26 protein-coding genes, 1 tRNA gene and 1 other RNA gene are annotated in these 23,464 nt (G+C 28.9%); 25 read left to right on the top strand and 3 right to left on the bottom strand.

What is annotated here, in order from left to right:
* Positions 1-4 precede the first annotated feature (4 nt).
* From VJI94_RS03165 to VJI94_RS03045, 25 genes are all read left to right on the top strand, one after another.
* The gene (locus VJI94_RS03165; RefSeq protein WP_004833022.1) at positions 5-457 is read left to right on the top strand and encodes an arginine repressor; all 453 of its coding nucleotides are present in this window, start codon (positions 5-7) and stop codon (positions 455-457) included.
* Between the two features lie 7 nt (positions 458-464).
* Entirely contained in the window at positions 465-2,183 is a 1,719-nt protein-coding gene (gene recN / locus VJI94_RS03160) for a DNA repair protein RecN (RefSeq protein ID WP_324008302.1), read from the top strand.
* A complete protein-coding gene (locus tag VJI94_RS03155) occupies positions 2,168-2,686 on the top strand; it encodes an NUDIX hydrolase (protein ID WP_029949716.1) in 519 nt (172 codons plus the stop codon). The genes recN and VJI94_RS03155 overlap by 16 nt, the downstream gene beginning before the upstream one ends.
* Position 2,687: 1 nt before the next feature.
* Positions 2,688-3,299 carry a site-2 protease family protein gene (locus tag VJI94_RS03150; protein ID WP_118059008.1) on the top strand — a complete coding sequence of 204 codons (612 nt, stop codon included), beginning with the start codon at positions 2,688-2,690 and terminating at the stop codon, positions 3,297-3,299.
* Positions 3,299-4,033 carry a segregation and condensation protein A gene (locus VJI94_RS03145; RefSeq protein WP_324008300.1) on the top strand — a complete coding sequence of 245 codons (735 nt, stop codon included), beginning with the start codon at positions 3,299-3,301 and terminating at the stop codon, positions 4,031-4,033. Before VJI94_RS03150 ends, VJI94_RS03145 begins: the two co-directional genes overlap by 1 nt.
* A complete protein-coding gene (gene scpB / locus VJI94_RS03140; RefSeq protein WP_004833027.1) occupies positions 4,026-4,610 on the top strand; it encodes an SMC-Scp complex subunit ScpB in 585 nt (194 codons plus the stop codon). The genes VJI94_RS03145 and scpB overlap by 8 nt, the downstream gene beginning before the upstream one ends.
* Entirely contained in the window at positions 4,597-5,289 is a 693-nt protein-coding gene (locus VJI94_RS03135; protein WP_004833028.1) for a pseudouridine synthase, read from the top strand. The genes scpB and VJI94_RS03135 overlap by 14 nt, the downstream gene beginning before the upstream one ends.
* Positions 5,289-5,675: a hypothetical protein gene (locus VJI94_RS03130; RefSeq protein ID WP_269752820.1), complete on the top strand. Its 387-nt coding sequence runs from the start codon at positions 5,289-5,291 to the stop codon at positions 5,673-5,675. The genes VJI94_RS03135 and VJI94_RS03130 overlap by 1 nt, the downstream gene beginning before the upstream one ends.
* Positions 5,659-6,210 carry a class I SAM-dependent methyltransferase gene (locus VJI94_RS03125; protein WP_324008299.1) on the top strand — a complete coding sequence of 184 codons (552 nt, stop codon included), beginning with the start codon at positions 5,659-5,661 and terminating at the stop codon, positions 6,208-6,210. The genes VJI94_RS03130 and VJI94_RS03125 overlap by 17 nt, the downstream gene beginning before the upstream one ends.
* Positions 6,211-6,264: 54 nt before the next feature.
* A tRNA-Ser gene (locus tag VJI94_RS03120) sits at positions 6,265-6,355 on the top strand.
* Positions 6,355-6,621, top strand: an RNA gene (gene ffs / locus VJI94_RS03115) — signal recognition particle sRNA large type. The genes VJI94_RS03120 and ffs overlap by 1 nt, the downstream gene beginning before the upstream one ends.
* Positions 6,622-6,719: 98 nt before the next feature.
* Complete coding sequence (locus VJI94_RS03110; RefSeq protein WP_118059003.1) at positions 6,720-7,076, top strand: PBECR2 nuclease fold domain-containing protein; 357 nt, start codon at positions 6,720-6,722, stop codon at positions 7,074-7,076.
* Positions 7,077-7,331: 255 nt separating this feature from the next.
* Positions 7,332-7,862 carry a hypothetical protein gene (locus VJI94_RS03105; RefSeq protein ID WP_269752823.1) on the top strand — a complete coding sequence of 177 codons (531 nt, stop codon included), beginning with the start codon at positions 7,332-7,334 and terminating at the stop codon, positions 7,860-7,862.
* 221 nt (positions 7,863-8,083) lie between these two features.
* A complete protein-coding gene (locus tag VJI94_RS03100) occupies positions 8,084-8,722 on the top strand; it encodes a TetR/AcrR family transcriptional regulator (RefSeq protein ID WP_118059001.1) in 639 nt (212 codons plus the stop codon).
* 26 nt (positions 8,723-8,748) lie between these two features.
* On the top strand, positions 8,749-10,074 hold the full coding sequence (locus VJI94_RS03095) for a DUF1254 domain-containing protein (protein ID WP_029949701.1): 1,326 nt from the start codon (positions 8,749-8,751) through the stop codon (positions 10,072-10,074).
* 61 nt (positions 10,075-10,135) lie between these two features.
* Complete coding sequence (locus VJI94_RS03090) at positions 10,136-12,079, top strand: alkyl/aryl-sulfatase (protein WP_004833035.1); 1,944 nt, start codon at positions 10,136-10,138, stop codon at positions 12,077-12,079.
* A gap of 13 nt (positions 12,080-12,092) precedes the next feature.
* Positions 12,093-13,175, top strand: a complete 1,083-nt coding sequence (locus VJI94_RS03085; RefSeq protein WP_324008297.1) for an acyltransferase family protein — start codon at positions 12,093-12,095, stop codon at positions 13,173-13,175.
* A 672-nt stretch (positions 13,176-13,847) separates the two neighbouring features.
* The gene (gene ylqF, locus VJI94_RS03080) at positions 13,848-14,729 is read left to right on the top strand and encodes a ribosome biogenesis GTPase YlqF (RefSeq protein WP_248110738.1); all 882 of its coding nucleotides are present in this window, start codon (positions 13,848-13,850) and stop codon (positions 14,727-14,729) included.
* The gene (locus VJI94_RS03075; RefSeq protein WP_324004274.1) at positions 14,719-15,351 is read left to right on the top strand and encodes a ribonuclease HII; all 633 of its coding nucleotides are present in this window, start codon (positions 14,719-14,721) and stop codon (positions 15,349-15,351) included. The genes ylqF and VJI94_RS03075 overlap by 11 nt, the downstream gene beginning before the upstream one ends.
* The gene (locus tag VJI94_RS03070) at positions 15,341-15,685 is read left to right on the top strand and encodes a YraN family protein (RefSeq protein ID WP_150263202.1); all 345 of its coding nucleotides are present in this window, start codon (positions 15,341-15,343) and stop codon (positions 15,683-15,685) included. The genes VJI94_RS03075 and VJI94_RS03070 overlap by 11 nt, the downstream gene beginning before the upstream one ends.
* 8 nt (positions 15,686-15,693) lie before the next feature.
* Positions 15,694-16,185, top strand: a complete 492-nt coding sequence (locus VJI94_RS03065; RefSeq protein WP_324008296.1) for a MogA/MoaB family molybdenum cofactor biosynthesis protein — start codon at positions 15,694-15,696, stop codon at positions 16,183-16,185.
* Between the two features lie 7 nt (positions 16,186-16,192).
* Complete coding sequence (locus tag VJI94_RS03060) at positions 16,193-17,719, top strand: YifB family Mg chelatase-like AAA ATPase (protein WP_324008294.1); 1,527 nt, start codon at positions 16,193-16,195, stop codon at positions 17,717-17,719.
* Positions 17,720-17,721: 2 nt separating this feature from the next.
* Positions 17,722-18,816, top strand: a complete 1,095-nt coding sequence (gene dprA, locus VJI94_RS03055; protein ID WP_324008292.1) for a DNA-processing protein DprA — start codon at positions 17,722-17,724, stop codon at positions 18,814-18,816.
* A gap of 40 nt (positions 18,817-18,856) precedes the next feature.
* Positions 18,857-19,438 carry an HD domain-containing protein gene (locus VJI94_RS03050; protein ID WP_269720505.1) on the top strand — a complete coding sequence of 194 codons (582 nt, stop codon included), beginning with the start codon at positions 18,857-18,859 and terminating at the stop codon, positions 19,436-19,438.
* Between the two features lie 7 nt (positions 19,439-19,445).
* Positions 19,446-19,913 carry a methylated-DNA--[protein]-cysteine S-methyltransferase gene (locus VJI94_RS03045; protein WP_029949687.1) on the top strand — a complete coding sequence of 156 codons (468 nt, stop codon included), beginning with the start codon at positions 19,446-19,448 and terminating at the stop codon, positions 19,911-19,913.
* A 1,354-nt stretch (positions 19,914-21,267) separates the two neighbouring features.
* Here the strand turns inward: VJI94_RS03045 and VJI94_RS03040 are convergent.
* From VJI94_RS03040 to VJI94_RS03030, 3 genes are read right to left on the bottom strand one after another with little or no spacing between them, the layout of a single operon-like run.
* Complete coding sequence (locus VJI94_RS03040; protein WP_324008290.1) at positions 21,268-22,113, bottom strand: amidohydrolase family protein; 846 nt, start codon at positions 22,111-22,113, stop codon at positions 21,268-21,270.
* Between the two features lie 54 nt (positions 22,114-22,167).
* Positions 22,168-22,596 (bottom strand): GNAT family N-acetyltransferase, encoded by a 429-nt coding sequence (locus VJI94_RS03035; protein WP_324008289.1) that lies wholly within the window; start codon positions 22,594-22,596, stop codon positions 22,168-22,170.
* A gap of 31 nt (positions 22,597-22,627) precedes the next feature.
* Entirely contained in the window at positions 22,628-23,458 is an 831-nt protein-coding gene (locus VJI94_RS03030) for an aminoglycoside 6-adenylyltransferase (protein ID WP_269720502.1), read from the bottom strand.
* Positions 23,459-23,464: the final 6 nt, after the last annotated feature.

Genomic DNA, 23,464 nt, shown 5'->3' with positions numbered 1-23,464 from the left:
TTTTATGAAAAAATATACAAGACAGAGAATTATTTTAGATTTAGTTGAAAATAATGAGATAAAAACACAAGAAGAGCTTTCAGAATGTTTGGAAAAAAAGGGGATTCGTTCTACACAAGCTACAGTTTCAAGAGATATAAAGGAATTAAAAATTTTAAAGGTACAAACTAAAAATGGAGAATACAAGTATAAGGTTGTAGATTCTATTTATGACTCTTTAGATGAAAGGTTGAGTAAGATATGTAAACTTGCCATTTTGTCTATAAAGCATAATGGAGACGTGATACTTATAAAGACTATTCCATATACTGCAAGTGTTTGTGGTTCATATATAGAGAATGCAAAGTTAAAAATGGTAAGTGGAATTGTAACTGGAAATGATACCATTTTTATTGCAATTGACGATAAAACTTTTCTAGATTCTGTAGTTGAAGATATAAGAAAACTTGTAAGGTAGGGATTTTATGTTATCTGAATTATATATAAGAAATTTAGCAATTGTCGATGAAATAAAAATTTCCTTTACTGAAGGACTTAATATTTTAACAGGAGAAACAGGAACCGGTAAATCTATAATTATCGGTGCTATTTCTTTGCTTTGCGGTGGAAGAGCTAATACTTCATCTATTGGTAAACGTAGTGATACCGCTTATGTTGAAGGAGTATTTTTTCTATCTGATTATGACGAGAAAATTTTGAGAAATAAATTTGATTTGCTGGGTTTAGATATAGAAATTGAAGATAATATGTTGGTTATTTCAAGAACTATAAGTAAAAATGGAAGATCAGTTTCAAAGATAAATAATAGAACTGTAAATAATTCTATTCTATCTGATATTATGTTAAATATTCTAAATGTTTGTGGACAACATGATAGTTATACATTATTTAATAGATCTGACTTTGTTGAAATTTTAGATAGTTTTTGCGATGATGAGTTTAGAAAAAAATTAAAAGAATTAGAAATGTTATATGATAAAATAAAAAAGGCAAGTTCTAATTTTAAAAAATTAAAGAATAAAGTAAGTAATTTTGATGAAAATGTTGAAGAAATAAAATCAGAAATTGAAGAGTTAAACAGTTTAGAACTTGAAACTTTGGATGAAGAATTTGTTGAAAATGAAATTGATAAATTTAATAATAGTCAAACCATTTTAGGTTGTTGTGGAAATTTAGTTGAGGTTTTTGATGGAGAAAATTCAGAAGTAAATGCCTTTTCCATCTTGAATGAAATAAGTAGAAATCTTGTTATACTTGAAGAAAATGATAAGAATGTAAAATTCAGTGAAGATTTTGAAAATATTTCTTTTGGGTTAAAAGAAATTTATACAAAAATTCAAGATTATTATTCAAGTATTTATATTGACGAAGAAAGACTTATGATTTTACAGGAAAAATTTAATCTTTTAAATGACTTGAAAAGGAAACATAAGACAGATAAAAAAGGACTTATAAAATATAAAAATTCATTAGAGGAAGATTTATATTTGCTTGAACATTCAAAAGATTTGTTATTTGAAGAAAACAATAAACTTAAAAATTTAAGTGAAGAATATAAGAAAATTGCTACAGAAATTTCAAATTCCAGAAAAGAAGTTGCAAAGAGAATAGAAAAATTAATTGAAAAAGAACTTTTGGATTTGGATTTAAAAAATTCAATCTTTAAAATAGACATAAAGACAAATAATAAAATTACAAATATCGGTTTTGATGAAGTTACTTTTTTAATTTCTACAAACAAGGGTGAAGAACTTCAAGAAATATATAAAATCGCATCTGGTGGGGAACTTAGCAGAATTATGTTAGGATTTAAGAAGGTTCTATCCGACAGAGATAAGATAGCAACTCTTGTTTTTGATGAAATTGATACGGGTATAAGTGGAATAACCGCTCAAATTGTTGGAGAAAAACTTGCAGAAATTTCAAAAAATCATCAACTTCTCGTAATTTCTCATTTACCACAGATTTCAGTTTTATCTGATACACATTTCATAATAAGTAAAGAAACTGTTGGAGATATAACTTTATCTAAAGTTTTATGTGCAAATTACGATGAGAAAGTTATGGAAATTTCAAGACTTATAGGTGGTGCAAATATTAATGAAACAACTATAAGACAATCTAAGGAAATGATTGAAATTGCAAATGAAAAAAAGGAAAGATTAAGATGTATAGAAAAGTAAAATCGGAAGAAATTTTTGACGGAAAAATTTTGAATTTAAAACTTGAATACTTTGAAAAAGATAATAAAATTTTAAAAAGAGAAATTGTAGAGCATAAGGATGCAGTTGCAATTTTTCCAATTAACGAAAAAGGATATGTATATTTAGTTAAACAATTCAGATTTCCAATTCAAGAAAATTTTTTAGAAATTCCGGCCGGACTTGTAGAAGTAGGAGAAAATTACGAAGATACGGCACTTAGAGAGTTACAGGAAGAAATAGGATTTAGTTCAAAAAAATTGGAGAGAATTTTTGAGGGTTACACAAGTGTTGGATTTTGTACAGAAAAAGTTGTAATTTTTAGAGCTGACAATTTATTCTTTTCAAAATTGCCGGAAGATGAAGATGAGAATTTGAGTGTAGTTAAAATTCGTTTTGATGATTTAAAAAAAATGTATTTTAATGGAGAAATAAAAGATTTTAAAACGGCAATAGCTATTTTAAATGAAATAAATAGGGGGTAATATGGATTTTATAATGGAACATTTAATTGTTGGAATTGCAGTAATGTTTGTAATTATAGCTTGTAGAGTTTTTCAAGCAAATGTTGCTTTAGCATTGGGAGATGATACTCCGAAATTGAATGGATCAACTAGCTTAAATCCTGTAAATCACATTGATTTGGTAGGGTTTATTTGTTTTTTAGTTTTTAAATTTGGCTGGGCGAAGCCGTTAGAAGTAAATGTATCTAAATTTAAAAATAGATTTTGGGGTAAAATAATTTACTCTTTATCAAATGCTTTTATGTGCTTTTTAATAGCTTTGATTTCAGCAATAATATATATAATTATAGGCTCTAATAGTGGATTTTTATTTTTACTTTTTAGAGATATATTTTCAATCAGTATAGTATTTGGAATTATAGGATTGATTCCATTGCCACCTTTTGATGGAGCGATTTTTGTAAGTGCGTTTTTGTCAAGAGAAGTTGAATATGAATACTTTAAACTTTCAAATTATACAACTTTTATTTTACTTGCATTGATATTGACAAGGACTTTTGGAACATTTTTATCACCTGTGGTTAGTACAGTTGGGAAATTTATAATTAAACTTGCGTATATGTTGGTGATGTAATGCAATTAACTGTAAATTTAGATGCTTATTCAGGACCTTTGGATTTGTTGCTCAATTTAATTTCAAAACAAAAGGTTGATATTTACGATATTGAAATAAGTAAAATTACTAAACATTATCTTGAGACAATAGAAAATTCTGTTTATAGTGAAGATACTGATATATCCGCTTTTTTGCTTATGTCAAGTACATTGGTTGAAATAAAGTCCAGAAGTTTGATTCCGAAAAACACAGATGAAGATGAGGATGAAATTGTTACAAAAGAACAATTGATTGAAAGACTTATTGAATATAGAAAGTTTAAAAAGGTTGGAGAATACTTTAGAAACTTGGAAATAGAGGGAAGTAAAGCATATTCAAAAATGCAGTCTGATATTACTGAATATATGACTGAAGATAAGGAAATTATTTTAAATACTGATGTTAATGTATTGCTTTCTTTAATGGAAAATATTATAAATCAGTATCGAAATAAAAGTGATGAAGATTCTTTTGAAAAAATTATAGAAAAAGATTTATTTCCGATTGAAAAATACATTTCAATGATACAGGAAAGAATACTCAAAAAAAAAGAGCTTTATTTTGAAGATTTAATTTTTTATAATGGGACAAAGAGTGAGCTTATCACAATTTTTATATCTGTTTTAGAGCTTGTAAAAAATAATTTTATTAAGATTTTTCAAGATAAGGATAAGAATATTAAACTTAATTTAGTGGGAGGAAAAGTTGAATAGTAGAGAATATAAACAAGTTATTGAACAGTTGTTGTTTGTTTATGGAGATCCTTTAAAAATTGATGATATTGCTAAAGTCTTGGATATTCCGATAAAAGAGGCTACTGTTTACGCTGATGAACTTGTAGAAGAGTTTGAATTTCAAAAAAGAGGACTCGTAATTCAAAAAATTTCTAATCATTATCAGATAAAGACAAGAAAAGAATATCATGATATTATTTCTAAACTTTTCGAAAAAGTTACAATGAAACATTTAACGAATTCAACTTTGGAAACTTTGGCTATAATTGCATATAAACAGCCAATTACAAGGCAAGAAATTGAAGAAATAAGGGGCGTTAAATGTAATAGTTCCATTGAAACTCTAATGTCAAAAGACTTCATTGAAGAGGCAGGGAGACTTGATAGAATTGGTAAGCCAATTATTTATAAGACAACTTTGAATTTTTTAAATCAATTTAATTTGAAATCTTTAAAGGATTTGCCTGACATTGAAAAATTTATTTCTGATGAAGAAAAAAGTCAAATAGTTGAAGATGAAAATGATGTGGAAATAGAAGAAGATGAGAATAAATAAATTTATTGCAAATTCCGGATACTGTTCAAGAAGAAATGCGGATTTACTTTTAGAACAGGGAAAAGTTTTTGTAAATGGAAAACTCGCTACAAAAGGTATTGATATTTCAGAAAATGATGAAGTTTTAGTTGAAGGAAAGAAAATTAAATTAGAAGAAGCAAAAAAATATTATCTTTTAAATAAACCTATTGGATATTCCAGTACAGCGAAAGCCCAATTTCAAGAAAAAATTGTTTTGGATTTGATAGATTCCAAAGAGAGAATTTATCCTGTAGGACGATTAGATAAGGATAGTTTCGGACTTTTGCTTTTAACAAACGACGGGGACTTAGCTTTTAGATTGACACATCCAAGTCATAATGTTGAAAAAGAGTATATTGTAAAGGTTGATAAAACTTTAAAAGAAAGTGATTTGAAAAAGTTATCTTCTGGGATAATGCTTGAAGGGAAAATTACAAGAAAAGCAAGATTTGAAATGTTAGACTTTAAAAGTAATATAGTAAAAGTTTTTCTAAAAGAGGGAAGAAATAGACAGATAAGAAAAATGTTTAAAACTTTAGACTATAATGTTATTTCTCTTGAGAGAATTGCTTTTGGTAAAATAAAACTTGGAAAATTAAAAGTAGGAAACTATAGAGAACTTAGTAAAGAAGAGATTGAGTATTTAAGGAGTTTATAATGATAGGATTAAAAAATGCCACTCCGGAAGAATTTGAAGAACTTTATGTCAAATATGGAATAGGTGGAAGTATGGATTTATCCATTCCAACATTTTATTTCAGCTTAGTTATGGAAGAAAATATAATTGGATATGTAAAATTAATTTTTAGAGATGAGGATTATTACTTAGAAGAAATAAAATATGATGAAGGAATGGAAAGATTTAATAGATTTTTCATAAAATGTATTGCTTATAAAGTATATACTAAGAAAAAGAAGAGTTTCTATTCTAGATTATTTTTTGAAGGAATTTCAGGAGTAACTAAAATAGAAGATGATTTATACATTTATGATGTTGAAGAAATTTTAGAACAAGGAAAGTGTTGTAGTGGCTGTAATAAATAGTACTAAAAATTTAATAGAATTTTTTATGCGTAATTATGTCAAAGATGTTAAAATCGCAGTTGATATGACAGTTGGAAATGGATTTGACTCTAAAAATATTTTAGAAATTTTAAAACCGGAAAAACTATATTGCTTTGATATACAACAAGAAGCTTTGGATAATTCTAAAAAATTACTTGAGCAATATTCTAATTATGAATTGATTTTAGAAAATCATAAAAATTTTGATAAATTTGTAGAAGAAAATATTGATTTTGCAATGTATAATTTGGGTTATTTACCTAAAGGAGATAAAAATATAACTACAAATGCAGAAGATGTTGAAGAAAGTTTGAAGAAATTGCTTGGGAAATTAAATTCCAAAGGATTAATTTTTATAACTTTTTATATAGGACATTCTGCCGGACAGATTGAGAGTTTAGAAATATCAAAATTTTTACAAAATTTAAACCAAAAAGAATATACTATTCTTAAATTTACATTTGAAAATCAAAAAAACAATCCACCCTATGTGGTTATGATTCAAAAAATATAAATTGTATTTATATTGACTAAACAATAAAAATACATTATAATATATGGGTGTCGTGGAGAGCTGTCCGAGCGGTCGAAGGAGCACGATTGGAAATCGTGTAAACGTCAAAAGCGTTTCGAGGGTTCAAATCCCTCGCTCTCCGCCATGCACTAGGCGGGGTGTTAGCAGTACCTTGTAACCTGTAATCTGCTATAGCAGGGCTGAATTCCCAAGTTAGATTTTCAAGGGGTGTAGCCGACTTTTGTAAGTGGTGTTGACGAGTGGGTCCTTACGCAATAGAGCTTTACGAATCTGGTCAGGTCTTGACGGAAGCAGCCATAAGTAAAATACTCTATGTGCCGTAAGATTGCTTGCTTTGAGCTAACTGCAAGGGCATCGTGCATTTCTTGTTAAGCGACCTTGGGTGTGCTTACATACCAAAGAGTTATCTGTAAAGATAGCTCTTTTTTTATAAAATTATATTTGTTTTATATTGATTTTATGATAAAATATAGTCAAGAGGTATGGCTATGATAGTAAAGGATAGTATTAAGGAATTATTAGGTCTTGAAACCGAGGTATCAGAAATAGAATATTCCAAGCATGGATTGAAACGGCATCTGGAAAAAAGAAAGCATTATGATGTTTTAAAATACTTAAACCATATTAAAGATATAATAGAAAATCCGGATTATGTTGGACTTAATACAAATGGAAATAAAATGGCTTTAGAATATGTAAAATGTTATAAAAAGAATATTTTGCTTGTTTTGAAGATTAATAGAACTAAGGATAAGTTTTTTATTATAAGTATGTACAGTATAAATGATTATAAATTAAATAGCAGAAAATTTAGTGGAAGGCTAAGAAAGGTTGACAAAAAGTAAAAAATTGGGTATACTATAATCAAGTAAAGAGGTAGTTGAGGGCAGAAATGGTTCCTGCCACACCTTCAACAAGGTATCTGAGATGTTGGATACACCGACCAACCGACTGCTTAATTGTACTTTATGAGAGTTGGAGAAGTCTAACTCTTTTTTTGTAGTCAAATAATTTTAAACCATAGTTTAGTTTCTGAACTTTGTATTTTGAAAATTGTTTTATAAGTTATAAAAACTACATATTAAAATTAGGAGGTAAATATGAAAAACATTAAACTTTATAATGTATTTTTTCCGATTTGGTTTTTACTCTTGTTCCCTATAACTTGGCTTATCGCAATGCCTATAAATTTTGTTATAGATTCAATTGTAATATTATTATCTCTAAAATTCCTAAAGATAGATGATATTTTTCAAAAGTATAAAAAAGTAATTCTAAAAGTATTTCTATTTGGCTTCTTTGCAGATTTTGTTGGTGCAGTATTTTTATTTGTATTTACTAGCTTAGTTGGAAGATTAGAAGAACAATCAGGTCTTTTTAAATGGATTAATGGAAAAATGATCGAGTCTATGATGAGAAGTCCTTTTGAAAATATTTATGCTTTTCTATTAGTAGCTATTGCGGTCATCATTGCAGGACTTTGTATATATTATTTGAACTTAAAAAACAGTTTCTCAAAAATTGATTTAGAAGCAAAAGATAGGAAAAAATTAGCATTTTATATGGCAATCTTTACAGCACCATATTTCTTTTTTGTTCCTACATCAGTAATTTACAATTTGCCAACTTAGATTTTAAATTTATATAAAAATTTTTAAAACAGAGTTAAATTTTTTAACTCTGTTTTTATATTGCCAAAATGTAGATAATTATTTAAAAATATTGATAAAAAAATAGTATAATTCTTCTTGCAATTCTATTTTACTTATGATATAATATCTATCATCAATAATGATATAACATCTATCACCAGTAAAACAAAGTAATTTTTAATATGAAAAGGAGGAAAAATATGGGATTTGATCATAAGCAGGATGCTTTGCAAAAAGAAGAAACCAATAGGAGAATACTTGATGCGGGTTTCAGTATGTTTTCCAAAATGAGTATAGACAAAGTTTCTATGGAAAATGTTGCAGATGAAGCTGGTATAGGAATTGCAACTCTATACAGATATTATCGAACAAAGTCTGAGCTTGTTGTTGCTGTTGGAACTCATGTGTGGAGCAATTTCATAAGAGATTATATGCCTATTAGAAATGAGGACAATACGACTGCTTCGGAAGAACTTGAATTTTTTCTTGATTCATTCCTCGAATTATATAAAAACCATAAAAAACTGCTTTGTTTCAATCAGTTTTTTAACATTTATATAAGAAATGAAGCAATTTCCAAAAGAGCTTTGAATTCATATAATGAAATGGTTGACCAACTCGCAATGCGCTTTCATAAAACTTATGTTAAAGGCAAGAATGATAAAACGTTATGTACGGAAGTGAGTGAAAATTCAATGTTTTTATCTATCATGCATCTTATGCTTGCTGCTATTACAAGATACGCAGTGGGACTTGCTTATGAAAAGGACATCGAGTCGGATAATGAGCTTGTTTTACTTAAGAATATGCTTATGCATGAATTCAGTCGAAAAAAATAATGGAGTTTATGAAGGAGGAATTTAAAATGGAAAAAGATATGAAAATTAAAAGAGAAAAATCTCTTATAGAGCGGGCATTTATTTTTTCTTTTCCGCTTGTTCTGATGGACATCACTAAAGAAGTAAGTACAAATACAGTAAAGCCTGTTAAATCAAAGTCTCCCGTCAATCAATTTCTTCATGCGAAAGATCTTGCGACATCGGAATTTAGACAAGTTGTTACGCCAAATGTAGATACGCTGTATTCACAGATTTTTTTTGAATTAAAGGACGATGCACTTGTAATTAAAAAGCCTCGAACTGATAGATATTTAATGTTTCAGATTATGGATGCGTGGTCAAATACCATAGCAATCTTAGGAACCGGTGGAGATACGGATGAAGAGAGAATTTATATACTTACAGGACCTGATTTTAATGGAGAAATTCCTGATGGCATGAAAAGAATAGAGGTTCCTACTTCTATCGGATGGCTTATTGGAAGGACAATCTGTTATGGTACTGAGGATACAGTGAACATATACAGATTACAAAATGAAATGGAAGCAAAAACTTTATCTGTTTGGCTTGATAATGGTGAAATGCCTAATGGTACCTGTGATCCAGATAAAGAAGGGGTTCCAATTGCTCTTGCAATGAAACTGACTCCTGATGCTTATTTTGAAAGGGTAAATAAACTTCTAATTGATAATCCTGCATATTCTGAAGACTGCAAATTGCTTGATGAGTTTGCTGATTTAGGAATAGGTGCAGGACGTCATTTCAGTTCTCTTCTTTCACCTGCAGATTTAAACAGATTCTGGCAAGAAATGAAGGCTTGTGTTCTTCCAAAGCTGATTAAAAAAACAACAAATTTTATGGTAAGAAATGGTAGTTTTAAATTTTATGGAGAACCAATAAGCCGTTTTGGTACACAATATGAATATCGCTGTCTTGTTGCAATTGCAGGTTTTGGTGCTAACCCTGTTGATACTGCAGTTTACCTTAAAGCAGAGGAAGATGCTGATGGTGAAAAGCTTGATGCTAAAAACAAATACTTGCTTCATTTCAAAGCTGATGGACTTCCTCCTGTGGGGAAACATGGTTTTTGGTCAGTAACTGCATATGGAGATGACGATTTTTTGATTTCAAATCCAATTGAACGTTATGCTATAAGTAATCGTAGTAACTTCAAGCTAAATGAAGATAATTCTCTAGATTTGGTGCTTCAAACTGAAGAGCCAGATAAAAATATTGAAAATTGGTTGCCTATAGGTAAGAGTGGATTTCATCTTTATCTTAGAATATACAGACCCGATGGTAGTGTGTTAGATGGAACGTGGGAAGCTCCTACAATAACAAAAATTGACTAAGCGACAAGCAAATTTAAATAAGATGCTATATTATAAAACATATTGAAAGGAGAAAAATATTATGAGAATTAAAAGAAAATCTTCAGGTAGGACTTGTTGCTCTTGTGCGACATCGAGTACGGCTAAAGCTAATCAAACTTGGTATTCTATACTTAACTTTGAAGATGAACGCGAAAAAGAATGTGCATTAAGAGGATTGATTGAATCCCCTGAAAAACTTGTCATTAAGCGTGATGATGGGGAAGTTGCATGGGATCTTGGGAATTTTGATTTTGTCAAGGATAAAGAAGCGCCTGATACGGTAAATCCAAGTTTGTGGAGACATACGCAACTTAATGCCTATGCAGGACTTTTTGAAGTATGTGATGGCATATATCAAGTGCGTGGCTATGACATGGCAAATGCAACTTTTATTAAAACAGATAATGGCTGGATAATTTTTGATGTTTTGATGTGCAAGGAAAATATGAAAGCAGCTATGGAACTTATGGAAAAGCATTTTGGGAAAATTAATATCAAGGCAATTCTTTATAGTCATTCTCACATAGATCACTATGGTGGAATTATGGGTGCAATAAAACCTGAGCAAGTGGCAGATGAAAAGCTCAGTTTAAAAGAGCAGCTTGCTTCCGGTAAGATTCCAATATTGGCACCTGAAGGTTTCTTAAAACACGCTGTAAGCGAAAATATTTACTGTGGGCCCGCTATGGGACGAAGGGCTCAATATCAATATGGTTCTCCTATGAAAGCTGGAGAAAAAGATCGTATGGCAATAGGTATTGGACTCGGTCAATCTGTAGGGACGGTCGGTTTATTGGCACCTACAATAGAGATAAAAGGAAATGATACTGTAATTATAGACGGTTTAGAAATCAACTTTCATTTGACACCGGGAACAGAAGCTCCAGTGGAAATGAATGCATATTTTCCTAAATATAAAGGTCTTTGGATGGCTGAAAATTGCACGGGAACTATGCATAATATTTATACTCTTAGAGGTGCTCAGGTACGTGATGCTGAGGCATGGGCACACTATATACTTGAAGCTGAGTATCTTTTTGGCGATGAGACTGATGTAGTTTTTCAATCTCATAACTGGCCACACTGGGGAAAAGAAACTATAAAGGAATATATGCAAGATACAGCTGCGGTTTATCAATATATAAATAATCAAACATTGTATTGTATTAATCAAGGGATGACACCTGTTGAAATTTCAAGGAGTTTAAAACTTCCGGATAGGCTAAATAAAGTCTGGTATTGTCGTCAATATTATGGTACTCTAAGCCATAATATAAAAGCTGTTTATCAACGTTATATGGGTTGGTATGATGCTAATCCAGTCAATCTTAATCTGCTTACCCCTGAAGATACTGCAAAAAAATGGATTTCATATCTTGGTGATTTAGAAAAAGTTTTGAGTAAAGCGAAAGAGGATTTTGCACGAGGAGAGTACCAATGGGTAGCTCAGCTTACAAAGGAAATTGTGTTTGCTAAACCAAATTTTCAAGAAGCAAGAAATCTTTGCGCAATGGCACTTGAACAGCTTGGCTATCAAGCTGAGTGCGGTCCATGGCGTTGTGCATACCTTATGGGAGCGTGGGAGCTTCTTGAAGGAAATCAGTCAGATAATGAGGGAACTGCAAAAGGTCTCGAAACAATGATGATGGGGATGACAACAGAAATGATGCTCTCATATATAGATATTATGACAGATTCTATGTTGGCACAGAATGATGAATTTACTCTTAACCTTAAGATTACTGATACGAATGAAGAATTCTTTACTATCAGAAGAGATGGTATTCTTCTTGTTTATAAGGGTGAATCAAAAAGTAATGTAGACTGTTCAATTAGTTTGAACCGTCTTCAGTTCTTATCTCTTATATTTGGTAAAAAAGAAGTTATAGATCAGATTGTTGTAACAGGTGATAAAACTGTACTATTACGTCTGTTAAAATATATGGCACCACCAACGACTTCTTTTAATATAATAGAACCATAAGGTGAAAAGAACAGTGCTTAGAAAGAAAAAAGGAGATGCAGTTACCTTCCTTAAAACTGCAAATACCATAACCATATTAGTTATTATCCTTGCAACAGCTACGGCTAGAATGGGAGAAACTTTACTTTTTCGTAGAGTGATTTTTACCTTTCATATGCCAATTTTCTTTCTGCTGTGTGGGCTCGAACTTATTACACATAAGGAGGAAGGGAAAAAAGGATGGTGCGATTTTCTGCGTAGAATGGCTCTTTCCTTTGTTTTTCCTTACTTTTTATGGTCATTGATTTATTCAAATTTTTCGTATAAAAACTTAATTTGGTTACTATATGGTTCGTATGAATCTTTAATTAGAGCTGGTACACTTCCTATATTATGGTTTTTTCCTTGTATGTTTATGGCCAGAATTATATCAGAGGGGGTTATTGTTTTTACTTTGAGTTTTGCTTCTATAAAGAGATTTACTTTGCCGTTATTTACTGTACTTTTATTTATAGTAGGTATCTTTCTTCCAAAGATTGGGAATCTTTCTTATCCTTGGTGTATCAATATAGCTTTTACTGCCGCAGGTTTCATGTTGGTAGGATATTCTATAAAGCCACTGATTGAAAAAGTAGCAAAGAATCTGCTGAGTACAGTTTTAATATTTATATTTTCGGCTACTGTATTTATTGCAGGAAGTGTTTTAAGAGCAGAAAGTCTTGAAATGGTATTGCTAAGAAGTGGAGATTATGGAAATATAATTTGGTTTTTTGTAAACTCTTTTTCAGGTTGTTTGCTTGTACTTAGTATTTCATCTCTTATTAGCCGTAATTGGGAAAAGAATGAACCGGTAATAAGTGAGCAAAACGAAGAGGGAATTAACCGTGTTACTATGGGAATTTTAGTAATTCATATGCCTCTTTTGCAACAGGTGATTTTACCGCTTCTTGGACTTATCCCTTTTGCTATTCCAAAAATATTGATTTTTCCAATAGGTATGATTATGACTAAGTTTATTTCGGGATATCTTATTAAAGTTATTGCTCGATATGTGCCACAGCTTTTTGGCATTTTTCCTAATGAGCAGATGGCAACAATAAATCTCGAAGATATTTAAAGATTTTTAGTATAAAAAATTGTGAGATTTTAAAACTATATATTTAATATTTTATACAAGAGTGTAATTAACATAGATATTAGGATAAAGTATTTTTGAATTTTTATAGTATAGACTAAAAATTGTAAGGAATGTAAAATAGTATGGAAAAAGATTTTGAAAAGAATGATGATATATGAATTGATGTGAGAGTATATTACTAAAATTAGTTTGAGAGTAATGTAATCTACATAGCTACTAAAATATAAATTACAATATATCTTTCTAAGGAGAGTTGACTTTTTTGTGATTTTTGGTATTATGTGGTTAAGATTATAATTCTTTAGAGGTTAAGTAAATCTCACATATTAGAATGCAAATAAAAAAGCAAGGCTGGCGAACCTTGCTTTTTATGTTGCTAAAATACAAGTCAAAATTTATAAACATTGACAAAAACTATTTGTGGCTTTATAATCTAATTGTAATATAAATTGATAAATAATGTAATCTATATAGGTATTAGGAGTAAAACTTATAAACAACAAAAAATATATATAATTTTAAGTGTGAAATTAATTTAGATGGAGGGAGATAGAATTCTCACCTCTTTACTTATATATTATAATATGAAAGATTTTTGTAGTAAAAAAGAAAAAATAAACTAGCTTTTATTTATAAGGTTTGGAGGAAGTAATGAATATAAATTGGTATCCAGGTCATATGAAAAAGACTATGGATAATATAAGATCATCATTAAAATTGGTTGATATTGTTGGAGAGATTATTGATTCAAGAATTCCAATAAGTAGTAAAAATCCTGTTATTGATGATGTTTTAAAGGATAAGCCAAGAATTATGATTTTGAATAAATCGGATATGGCTGATGAAAATGAGACTAAAAAGTGGCTCAGTTATTATAGGAAAAAGGGTTATGGAGCTGTTGTTGTAGATGCACTTCATTCAAAGGGTTTGGATAAGATTTATTCTGTTGCTAAAGAGATGTTGGCTGATAAATTTAAAAAGCTTGAAGAAAAAAATCTTTCTGCAAAGACAATTAGAATGATGATTGTAGGGATTCCAAATGTTGGGAAATCTACTTTTATTAATTCAATTTCAAAGAGAAAGAGTGCAAAAATAGGAGATAGACCTGGTGTTACAAAACAGGTTCAATGGATTAAGACAAAGAATGATTTAGAACTTTTAGATACTCCAGGGGTTCTTTGGCCAAAATTTGAAGATGAAAGAATTGGGTTGCATTTAGCTTTTACCGGTGCAATTAAGGATGAGATTATGGACATTGAAAATTTAGCTTTTCGTTTTATTGATGAACTAAATAAAAGAGATGTAAATATTTTGAAAAATAGATATAATCTATCTGAAGATTCCTATGAGGATACATTGTATTTAATGGATGAAATCGGAAGAAATAGAGGGGCAATTTTAAAGAAAAATGAAATTGATTATTTTAAGGTTGCAAATTTAGTTTTTGATGATTTTAGAAAAGTGAAACTTGGAAGAATTACTTTAGAAACTGTAGAAGATATTGAAAAATTTGAGGAAGATAATGGAAATTAGAGAAGAACTGGAGAATATCTACAAAAAATATAATTTAATTATCGGCGTTGATGAAGTTGGAAGAGGTTGTCTCGCCGGCCCTGTCGTTTCCTGTGCAATTATTATGAAAAAGGATAGCAAGATTGAGGGAGTAACGGACAGTAAGAAACTTTCTAAAAAGAAAAGATTGGCACTTTATGATAAAATTTTAGAAGAATGTGTAGGCTACGGAATTGGAATTGTGGATAATGTAAAAATTGATGAGATAAATATAAAACAGGCGAGTAGGCTTGCTATGAAGATTGCAATTTCCGATATAAAGGATTTAGAAGGGAATAAAGTTTCAGGCGATTTTTTGATAACTGATGCAGAAAAAGTTGATGTCGATATTCCACAGATTAATTTAATTCACGGAGATGAGCTTTCTTATGTGGTTTCTTGTGCTTCAATAATTGCAAAAGAATACAGAGATAGTATGTTTGTTGAGTATGAGGAAAAATATCCGAACTATAATTTTATAAAAAATGTAGGATATGGAACAAAGGCTCATTATAAGGGAATTGATGAAAATGGGGTTACTCCAATTCATAGAGTAACTTTTTTGAAAAAATATTTTGAAAAGAAAAAAGAATATGAAAGCTAAAGATATTGGAAAATTAGGGGAAGATATGGCTGTTAAATTTCTTTTAGAAAAGGGTTATGAAATTATTGAGAGAAATTTTTTAAAACCTTTTGGAGAGATTGATATAATAGCAAAAGATAAAGATTTTTTAGTTTTTATTGAGGTTAAGGCTAGAAAAAATATAAATTTTGGTTTTCCCAGAGAGTTTGTAAATGGAAGTAAAATAAAAAAGATACAAGACGTTGCACAGATTTATATGATGGAGAAAAATTTATTTGGAGCAAAAATTCGTTTTGATGTTATAGAAATAATTTTTGACAATTATAAAATTACACATATAGAAAATGCTTTTTAGGAGGATTTATGTTTACTGCTTATGTAATTACCGTTTCTGATAAGGGTTCAATCGGGGAGAGAGTTGATACTTCAGGCGAAGTAATTGTTGAGATACTAAAAGAAAATAATTATGAAGTTATTGATAAGATTATTATTCCGGATGATCAAGCAACAATAGAAGAAAAATTAAAATATGCTAGTGATGTTTTAGGGGCTAATTTAATTTTAACAACAGGTGGAACAGGCTTTAGTAAGAGAGATGTTACGCCTGAAGCAACTTTGAATGTTGCGACTAAAAATGCATTTGGAATTTGTGATTCTATCAGACAATACAGTTTGACAATTACAAAGAGAGCAATGCTTTCAAGAGCTGTTTCAGTTATTAGGAACGACAGCTTAATTATAAATTTACCCGGTAGTCCAAAAGCTGTTAGAGAATCTTTAGAGTATATTATAGATTCCGGAGAGCATGGACTTCAAATACTTTTAGGAACGGCATCTGAATGTGCTAGAAAGTAGGTAAGATATGTATTCAAAGACTAAGACTTGTGTGTTAAATGGATTAAATGGTTATGATATTGATGTTGAAGCAGATTTATCAAGTGGACTTCAGGCTTTTAATATTGTAGGGCTTCCTGATTTATCTATAAAGGAATCAAAGGAAAGAGTAAAGTCTGCAATTTCAAATAGTGGATATTCAATTCCACCGGGGAGAGTTACTATAAATTTAGCTCCTGCAAATTTAAAAAAAGACGGCTCTCAAATTGATTTGGCAATAGCTGTCAGTATGTTACTTGCCATTGGAGTTATTGAGTATTTGCCTGATGAAAAAACTGTTTTTTTAGGAGAGCTTTCTCTTGACGGAAGGGTTATTACTTTTGACGGAGCTTTACCTATGATTATCTCTTTAAAAGAACTTGGTTTTAAAAAGTTCTTTATTCCTAATGCTATTAAAAATGAAGTTAATGTAGTTCAAGGAATAGAGATTTATCCAATTTCACATTTAAAAGAATTAGTTGATTGTTTAAATGGAGTTATCGAAATAAAGAAAGAAGATATTGTAAAAGTAAATTTAGATGAGGAAATAAAATATGATATAGATTTTTCGGATATAAAAGGTCAGGAAAATTTAAAGAGAGCAATGGAAATTTCTGCTGCGGGAGGACATAATTTGCTGATGGTTGGCCCTCCAGGGAGCGGAAAAACTATGATTGCCAAAAGATTACCGACAATTTTACCTAAATTAACTTTTGATGAATGTATTGAATGTACAAAAATTTATTCAATAGCCGGAAAACTTAAGAATAATAAATTGGTTACTCAAAGACCTTTCAGGTCTCCACATCATACAAGCAGTCCTATTTCTCTTGTTGGTGGGGGTAAAATTCCAAAACCCGGGGAAGTTTCTCTTGCACATAATGGTGTTTTATTTTTAGATGAATTTCCTGAGTTTTCAAAACAGGCTATTGAAGTTTTAAGGCAGCCTATGGAAGATGGAAAAGTTACTATTTCAAGGGCTAATTCATCAATTACTTATTATTCAAATTTTGTAACTATTTGTGCATTAAATCCTTGCCCTTGTGGGAATTATGGATCACAAACCGAAAAATGCACTTGTTCACAGTTACAAATCCAAAGATATTTGAGCAAAATTTCAGGACCAATACTTGATAGAATTGATATTCAAGTTGAAGTTGAACCTGTGAAATATGACGATTTATCTTCAAAAGAAGTTTTAGAAACTTCTTTTGAAATTAGAAAAAGAGTTGAAAAAGCTAGAAAAATTCAACTTGAAAGATATAAAAATGAAAAAATATATAATAATGCAAATCTTTCAGCTAGACAGATTAAGAAATATATTATTTTAGATGAAAAACTTGAAAAAATTATAGAATTTGCTTTTAAAAAGTTTAAGTTTTCAGCAAGATCTTTTAATAAAATTTTGAAGTTGACAAGAACAATTGCAGACTTGGATGGAAGTGAAGAAATCAAGGAAGAACATCTGTTAGAAGCTATCAGATATAGAAGTTTGAGTAATAAATATTGGAGTTAGTTATGAAAAATGAAGATGCTTTACTGTTTTTGAGTTATTTGAATTTTGATTATAAAATTAAAGATGAATTATTAAATCATTTTACTTTGGAACATATTGAGGAGATTTTTGATTTATCCGGAGACTATTTTAAAGAAAATAAACTTTTAACTAAGAATAATATTGAAAAATTAGTTGAAGAGAGAGAAAAATTTAATTCAGATGCTTATAGAGATTATTTAGAGAAAAAGAAGGTTAATTATGTAAGTATTTTGAGTGAAAATTATCCAATTAATCTAAAAGATATTGAATATATTCCACAAGTTATTTACTATAAGGGAGATATTTTACCTGAAGATGAATTTGCTCTCTCAATTGTAGGCTCTAGGAAATGTACCAATTATGGAGCTTGGGCAACGGAATATTTTGCAAGGTCAATTTCAGAACTTGGAATAAGAATTGTTTCAGGAATGGCTTTGGGTATTGATTCCATTTCACATAGAGCTGCTTTAAAATCAGGGGGGAGAACTATAGCCGTTTTAGGTTGTGGAGTTGATATAGCCTATCCTAAAACTAATTACAGATTGTATGACGAAATTATAGAAAATGGGGCAGTTATGAGTGAGTTTCCTATTGGGATGCCACCTTTAGCTCATAATTTTCCTGTTAGAAACAGAATTATTTCAGGACTTTCAAAAGCATTATTGGTTATCGAAGCACAAGATCGTTCAGGTACACTTATAACTTCAAGATTTGCAAATGAACAGTCAAAAGAAATTTTTGCACTTCCAGGAAATATAAATAGTTTATATAGTAGAGGAACGAATAAATTGATAAAAGACGGAGCATTGATTGCTACGGATTATCAGGATATTATAGACGGTGTTATTGATTTTTCAGAATTTATTTTAAATAAAAATAAAGAAGAAAAAGATTTAGATATTTTGGATGCAAAAGAACTTTTGATTTATAATTTAATAAATGAAGAACCGAAATCTCAAAATAAAATTTCAACTATAACAGGTTTTTCAATCATAGAAACAAATACAATTTTAACTGCATTGGAACTAAAGGGATTTATAAAGGAGCTTAATGGAGGAATTTTTGTAGTTGATTAGTTTTAAGAGATGATGTTCATCTTTTTTTGATGAGGTAATTATGAATATAGATAGAGAATATGCTATGATTTTATTGAATGAAGCCAATAAATTAAATTGTGGTAGGTGGTTTGAACATTCTTTAAATGTTGCAAAATGTGCGGAGATTATCGCAAAAAATACTGAATATTTAGATTCTGAAAAAGCATTTGTACTGGGATTGTTACATGATATTGGTAGAAGATTCGGATTTTCACATATAAAACATGTATATGACGGAATGATTTTTTTGGATGAAAAAAATTTTTATGAAGGTGCAAGAATTTGTTTAACACATTCATTTCCTATTCAAACTATATATTGCTATAATGGAAAATTAGATTTACCCAAAGAAAAGTTGGATTTTCTTGAAAACAAATTGAAAGAAATTATTTATGATGATTATGATAGATTGATTCAACTCTGTGATGCTTTAGGAACTGCTGAAGGATTTGTAAGATTGGAAATTAGGCTGTTTGATGTTGCAATCAGAAATGGAATAAACGAGTATACTATTGAAAAATGGAAAAAGTTTTTAGAACTAAAAAGATATTTTGATGAAAAATGTAATATTGATATATACAAACTTTTAAATATAGAATAGGTGAATTATGAATTATATAGTTTTTAACAGTCCAATTGGAGAAATAAAAGTTGTTGAAGATCAGGAGAAAATAATTGAGATAAAATTTGTAAAAGATGAAAAAGTTATTAATCCTGAAACTGAAATTTTAAAATTGGCAAAAAAAGAATTGGAAGAATATTTTTGTGGGAAAAGAAAAAACTTTACATTCCCATTTAAAGTGGATGGAAGCGAGTTTGCATTAAAGGTATATAAGGCTTTAACGGAAATTCCTTATGGAGAAACTTGTAGTTATAAAGATATTGCAAGAAAAATTGGAAATGAAAATTCGCAAAGAGCAGTAGGCGGAGCGAATAATAGAAATAAATTGCCGATTATAATTCCTTGTCATAGAGTAATAGGAAGTGATGGAAAACTTGTTGGTTATGCTGAAGGATTAGAAATAAAACAGAAACTTTTGGAGTTGGAAAGAAAAAATTTAGAAAAAGATGATTGAAAATTATAAATTTTAATAAAAAAATCAAAAAAACTTAAAAAATTTCAAAAAAATGTAAAAAAAGTGAAAAAAATTAAAAAAAATCACAATAAAGTGTTGACAAATTTAAATTAATGGGGTATAATATATACAACAAACAAGATAACGCGTTAAATAGTTTGAAGACTGGAGGTAAGACCAATGAAAATTTTAAAAACAATTTCATCAGAGTTGCTGAATCATTGGTTTTTTGTAGAAACTTACGATTCCAGCAACTTGAACAGCAGATAATATATTTTGTGAATGTAGAGATTGGAAAATAGTATAATTAACTTTATTTACTTTTATTAAAAACTAATTGAAAAAAATCACTGTATTAAGTTGTATGATAGGATGATATAAAATTAAATCTAATTAAATATAAGGATATCAGATTATTTAAATATTTATAAAATTAAATCTAATGATATTAAGATATTCGAATATTTATAAAATTAAATATAAGAGAATTGAGATATTAGAGTATTTATAAAATTAAATATAAAAGTATTAAGATATTTGAATATTTATAAGGTTAAATATAAGAGGGTTGAGATATTAGAGTATTTGTAAAATCAAATTTAAAGTTGTTAGGATATTGTTATATTTATAGAATTGAATATGATAATATAAAACATTTAAGTATTTACAAAAGTTAATACGAGAGTATCAAGAAATTTGAATATTTATAAAATTGGATATGATGATATAAAACTTTTAAATATTTATAAAATTAAATACGATAGTAGCAAGATATTTGAATATTTATAAGGTTGAGTATGAGAGTATTAGAATCTTTAGGTATTTATAAAATTAAATATTAAGATATGAAGATATTTGAATATTTAAAAAATGTATTAATTTTAAAATCATATAGGCTGATACTAAAGATTAAAGATTAGTAAAATTAAATTATACTAGAGATACAATGTGAAGTAATATAAAACACAAAAGATATTACACGCAATGTGGTTGTAAATTTATCATAAGATTGTATGTATATAGTATGGAAAGACAGAGAAGGTTATTGATATAAAAGTTTATCGGTGATTAGCTAGTTTATGCTAAAGTATTATTATATTGATAGATTTACAAAAACTAAAATTGAGGTTCAAGTGTAAAGAAATTTGGATTTCGCTAAAACTAAAATTAAATATTTAGATATAAAAAGTGCATCATTTTATAATTTGATGCACTTTTATTGTGAAACAACAAGGTTCACGGGAACCCACCCGATGCGAAGCATCGTGGAAGGGTGGGGTTCTTATTATGAAATAACAAGGTTTCCGGGTACCCACCCGATGCGAAGCATCGTGGAAGGGTGGAGTTCTTATTTTTATATTTTACCTATCATCTTTAAAGCGTTATATTTACAGATTTTTTCAGCTTCTTCTTGTGAAAAATCCATTTGTTCCAATATTTCAAAATATTTATCATAAATTTCGTTTGGTTTTAAGCATCTGCTGTCAGGATAATCTGAAGCAAAAATTAATTTATCCACACCTAACGAGCGTAATATCCTATTCGTTTTTTCTATTCCTAATTTATTAACCATATCGGGCAAAATTGCTGACATATTAAAATACGCATTTAGCCCAATTAATTCTTCATATTGAAAACCGCCTAAATGTGCTATTGATAGTCTTAAATTTGGATATTTACTAAGAATATTTTTTATTCTGCTTGGAGAACATACATCATCTGACAAATGGTCTCTGGGATAAGAATGAATTTCTATTAAAATATTATTTTTACTCGCATATTCGAATATTTTTTCATAATAAAAACCATCAATAGGGTAATAAGTATTCGTTGAGTGAATTTTTATCCCTATAAATTCTTCAAGTGTTAAGACTTTTTCTATTTCTTTAATTGTGTCTTTTATATTTTTTCTAATGTCAATATCAGCAAAACAATAAAATTTTGAGTTCTTATCTTTTATCATTTTTGAAAGATTTTTATGAGATGTTTCTACTGTAAAATCCATAGATAACGCATATGGGTCATTGAATGGCATAATAAAAGCACATTCTATATTATATTTTTTCATTATTTCAATATAATCATCAATAGAACCGTTTGTAATAAATGCACCGTCATATTCGATATTTGCATCTATTACATCTTGTGGAGTTAGATGAATATGAGCATCAATTTTGGGAAGCTGTTTCCAATCAATCATATTTTCTCCTTTGTAAAAAATTTATAGGTAAGTATGGAATTATAAAAATTAAAATTAATTTTCAAATGTTAACATATTTCCAATTAAAATTTTAAATCCTAATGATTTGTACATATCAACATCACAATCTGCAGAACCAACTATCAAAGAACTTGTTTTACTTTCTTTGTATGCAAATTTTATTAATTGTTTAGCTATTCCCTTGTGCCTATATTCTTTGATAATGAAAAAATCTTCAAAGATTCCACCTTTTTCGTAGTTGAAAGTAGAAAATATTGTACTTATTGAGCAACAAGCAACTAATTTTCCATTACATATACAACCAAAAAAGTAAATATTTTCGTCTGATATTGCTCTTTCCAAATTTAGAAAATTTTCATAAGTAGGTTCTTCTTCACCTATTTCAGATTTATATTTTGTTTGTAAAATTTTTAATTCGTCAAAATTATCATTTGTTATTTTTATAAATTTCATATTATCCATATTTTATTTTCCTAAAAAATAATTATCTAATTTATCTATTATTTGCTTTTTGTTTTAATTCTCTTAAATATGTTACTGTATCTCTATCCAATTCTTTTGCATAGTCAAATCTTAAGTTAATTGCTATTTGTAATGACAGTTTTCTAAACAGTCCACAGATATTAAATAGAGCAATCCATAGAGAATCCAATTCTAATTTTGAATAGCAAGTTAAATACTTTTCAAAAATTTCTGTATCAACATAGTTAAAAACCAGTTTATTTTCTTTTCCTAATTCTATAAGGTATTTATTTTCAGATAGAACATAGTGTTTTAAATGTTCGTCTAGTAAAGACAAAACTTTTCTATATTCTTCCGATACATTCAAAAATTCTTTTGTGTATAGTTTGTTTCCGAATTTTAAAATATTCCAGAAAAATTCACAAGTATTTACTAAAAATTCATCTTCTGTAAGTTTATGCACTTTTTTTTCAATATATACTCCGCTTTTTTTGTTTTCATCTTTATTAAGTACGCAAATGTATTTTTCTTCAAGTTCTTCTAAGACATCTATTGATTGTTTAGACACAATTCTGAAAATTCCTTGAGTAAAGTTTTCATAAATTATTCTATATTCTATTACATTTTCATTTTCTGTGTTTTCAAACATAGTTAAAACATCGCCAAAATGTTCAATAAATTCAAATGAAGCGTCATCAAAAGATAAATCTTTTACTAAGTATAAAACATTAAAAAAGTTTACGTCGCTGGACATACTTTGTGTTTCCAACTGTTCAATATAAAGTTTTTCAACCCTATCATCATCCATTGCAATTTTTTTTGCTATTTCTTTAAGTTCATTAAATGTTAAAATATTATTCAAAATAAA

The sequence above is a fragment of the Parvimonas sp. D9 genome, from assembly GCF_035282565.1.
Classification (GTDB): Bacteria; Bacillota; Clostridia; order Tissierellales; family Peptoniphilaceae; genus Parvimonas; species Parvimonas micra.
The sequence above is the reverse complement of the archived record's forward strand: the minus strand, read 5'-3'. Positions and strand labels throughout refer to the sequence as shown.